Genomic DNA, 2,977 nt, shown 5'->3' with positions numbered 1-2,977 from the left:
CTCATGAAACATCCGCATCCGCACCCACGACGGACGACGTGTCAGGCATGCCTTCGAGCTTCTGGTGATTCCCGGTCGCCTGCAGGTCCCCGGTTGCGCCCGGAAGTCATTGCGCCAATATCCGTGACTGGCGTGCCGCTTCCGTTGCCGGAGCCGCCGTCAACCACGTCACCCGGGCGCCGCGTCCGGCTCGTATGCCCAGCCGGGCTGGGCGACGCTGAGCGGGGACGTGCCGTCGAGGTGGGAGAAGCCATGGAACGCCAGACCAACCGATGTGCTGTTGCCGGGGTGGCCGTCATGCTCGGCTGGGCCGGTCTGACCGGCTGCTCTTCGGACGAGTCTTCGAGCTCCCCCGCTTCCTCGGCGGCCTCTGTGGTGAGGTCGGGTGCGTCCGACCTCGCCTCCGCGGCCAGCAGTGCGGCAGCGTCCGCGGTGAATTCTGCGGCCGCTTCCGCGTCGGCGGCCGCCTCGTCCGCGTTGGAAGGCGTGAAGGGCGGTCTGGACGCCAAGTCGGACGTCACCCTGGGCAGCGTTTCGACGGGCTCCGAGGGCAAGGCGGAGGTCCCGGTGACCGTCACCAACCACGACTCGAAGTCGAGGAGCTACACCATCGTGGTCAATTTCAAGGACCAGTCGGGCAACCTGCTCGACGTGGCCGTCCTGGATGTCTCCGAGGTCGCCGCAGGCAAAACCGCCCATGCCACAGCTCGGAGCAACCGGGACCTGACCGGCACGGTGACCACCGAGGTCAGCAACGCTCTGCGGTACTGATGCCACGCACTCGAGTCCGGGAACGGAGTACAGGCGAGTTGTGCCGACCCGCGAACTGAATGGTTGCGGGAAGGAACTGACTGACGATTTTGCTGGTGTTGCGGCGTGGGTCGGAGGCCCTCACCGACGGCGGGCGGACATGACGCGGGCCGTCTCGAGAGGAACTGCGGTTGGCCGGCCTCTCGCCGGACCTCTGCCATGGGCTGTCCGGGTGTGCTCGGGACCGTAGGAGTCGGCTGTCGCCTTCGCGTTCCGTACGGTGAGCGGCAAGATCCGCGCCACGTGTGACCGCGGACGGGTACCGCCGCAGCCTGTACGAAGGGACCTCGCATGGTCGGTCCGCAGAGGTCGTCACCCGACGAAGCCGGTGACGCCGACGGCCGCGGGTCCGATGCTCCTCCGAGGTGGCGACGGCTGCTGCCGTCCTCGTGGCGCAGCGTGGTGCCGGGAGCCGTTCAGCTGGCGTCGCAGGTAAAAGAGGGATGGGCAAAGGATGTGACGGTCGGACTGACCGTGGCTGCCGTCGCCGTTCCGGCCGCTCTGGGTATGGCCGAACTCGCAGGTGTCAACCCGGTGATCGGTCTCTGGGCGACGATGCTGCCGCTTGCCGCGTACGCGGTGTTCGGGTCCTCCCGGCAACTCATCGTGGGTCCCGAGGGGACGCTCGCAGCCCTCACCGCGACGACGGTGGCGCCCCTGGCCGCGGGCGACGCTGATCTCTACGTTCTGCTGGCGGCATCGCTCGCCCTGGTAACAGGTGCGTGGCTGGTTCTGGCCGGCACTCTACGGCTCGGCTTCATGGCCGACTTCTTGTCCAAGCCGGTCCTGCTCGGTTACCTCAACGGCGTATCCCTGATGATCATCTCGACCCAGTTGGGCAAGCTGCTGGGGATCGATGTCAGTTCCGAGGACTTCTTCCCCAGGCTGGGGGAGGTGGCGCGCGAACTCGGGGGCGCGTCGCTTGCCACTGTCGCGTTGAGCTGCTCGCTTCTGGTGGTGATCCTGCTGTTGCGGCGCTTCGCCCCCAAGGTCCCCGGCAGCCTGGTGGCGGTCGTCCTCGCCACTGTCGTGTCGGCCGCCTTCGACCTGAAGGCCCATGGCATCGCTGTCGTCGGTGACCTGGAGGGAGGCTTGCCGAGTCTGGGATTCCCGAGGGTGGGGCTCAACGAACTCTCCGGGCTCGTGCTCCCCGCAGCGGGCCTGGCACTGCTCGCCTTCGCAGACGGCAACGCCATCGCCCGCACGTTCGCCACGAAGAACGGTTACGAGGTGAACGCCAATCAGGAGCTTGTCGCCCTCGGGGCCTCCAACGCGGTCTCCGGCATCTCCGGTGCCTTCCCGATCGGCAGCAGCGGCTCGCGTACGGCCCTCGCCGACGACGCGGGCGGGCGCTCCCAGATCGTTGGACTGGTGGCATTGCTCATCGTCGCCGTCGTCGCGGCCTTCGCGACTCCTCTGATCGCACCGCTGCCCAAGGCGGCCCTGGGGGCAGTCGTGGTCGCCGCGGCACTGAACCTCTTCGATTTCGCCGGCATTCTGCGACTGCGCAAAGTCCGCGACACCGAGGCGGCGCTGGCGGTCGCCGCGCTGCTCGCCGTTCCTGCCCTCGGCGTCCTCAACGGACTGCTCGTCGCAGTCGCACTGTCGATGGGCGTCTTCGTCTACCGCACGGTGCGCCCGCACGACGCCGTCCTCGGCCATCTGAAGGACGTCGACAGCTACCAGGATGTCGACGAGCACGAGGGTGCCCAGACCCAGCCGGGCCTGGTCGTGTATCGCTTCGACGCCCCGCTGTATTTTCCCAACGTCCCGTTCTTCGTGGCCCGCGTGAGGGCTTTGGTGGACCGTGCACCTTCCGGGTTGCGGTGGCTCGTGGTGAATGCGGAGGCCGTCACCTACATCGATGCCACAGCCGTGGACGCGCTCAGTGAGCTGCACACCGAACTCGCCGACCGCGGCGTGGTCCTGGCATTCGCCCGCCCCAAGGCTTCGATGCGCCGGGTATTCGCCGACACCGGTCTGACGGCACAGGTGGGAGAGGAGCACCTTTTCCCCAGTGTCCGCGCGGCGGCCGCCGCATTTCAGGAGGCCGCTGGCAGGGGGTAACCCGGAGTTGGAGCTGCCAGGTCAGTTGGCGGGTTCCACCTCGCTGGGCCGCCACGTCTTGTCGAAGAAGGGCTGCTCGGGGCTGTAGAAGCGCAGGATC

2 protein-coding genes are annotated in these 2,977 nt (G+C 67.9%); both read left to right on the top strand.

Annotation, left to right across the window (positions count from 1 at the left end):
- The first annotated feature begins 252 nt into the window (after nt 1-252).
- Entirely contained in the window at nt 253-771 is a 519-nt protein-coding gene (locus tag N4G66_RS44960) for a hypothetical protein (RefSeq protein ID WP_261710121.1), read from the top strand.
- A 495-nt stretch (nt 772-1,266) separates the two neighbouring features.
- Nucleotides 1,267-2,877, top strand: coding sequence for a SulP family inorganic anion transporter (locus N4G66_RS44955; protein ID WP_261710120.1), 1,611 nt, complete (start codon nt 1,267-1,269; stop codon nt 2,875-2,877).
- Nucleotides 2,878-2,977: the final 100 nt, after the last annotated feature.

It is taken from the genome of Streptomyces rhizosphaerihabitans (assembly GCF_025399795.1).
Taxonomy (GTDB): Bacteria; Actinomycetota; Actinomycetes; order Streptomycetales; family Streptomycetaceae; genus Streptomyces; species Streptomyces rhizosphaerihabitans.
Note: the sequence above shows the minus strand (reverse complement) of the source record. Positions and strands in the feature narration are given on the sequence as shown.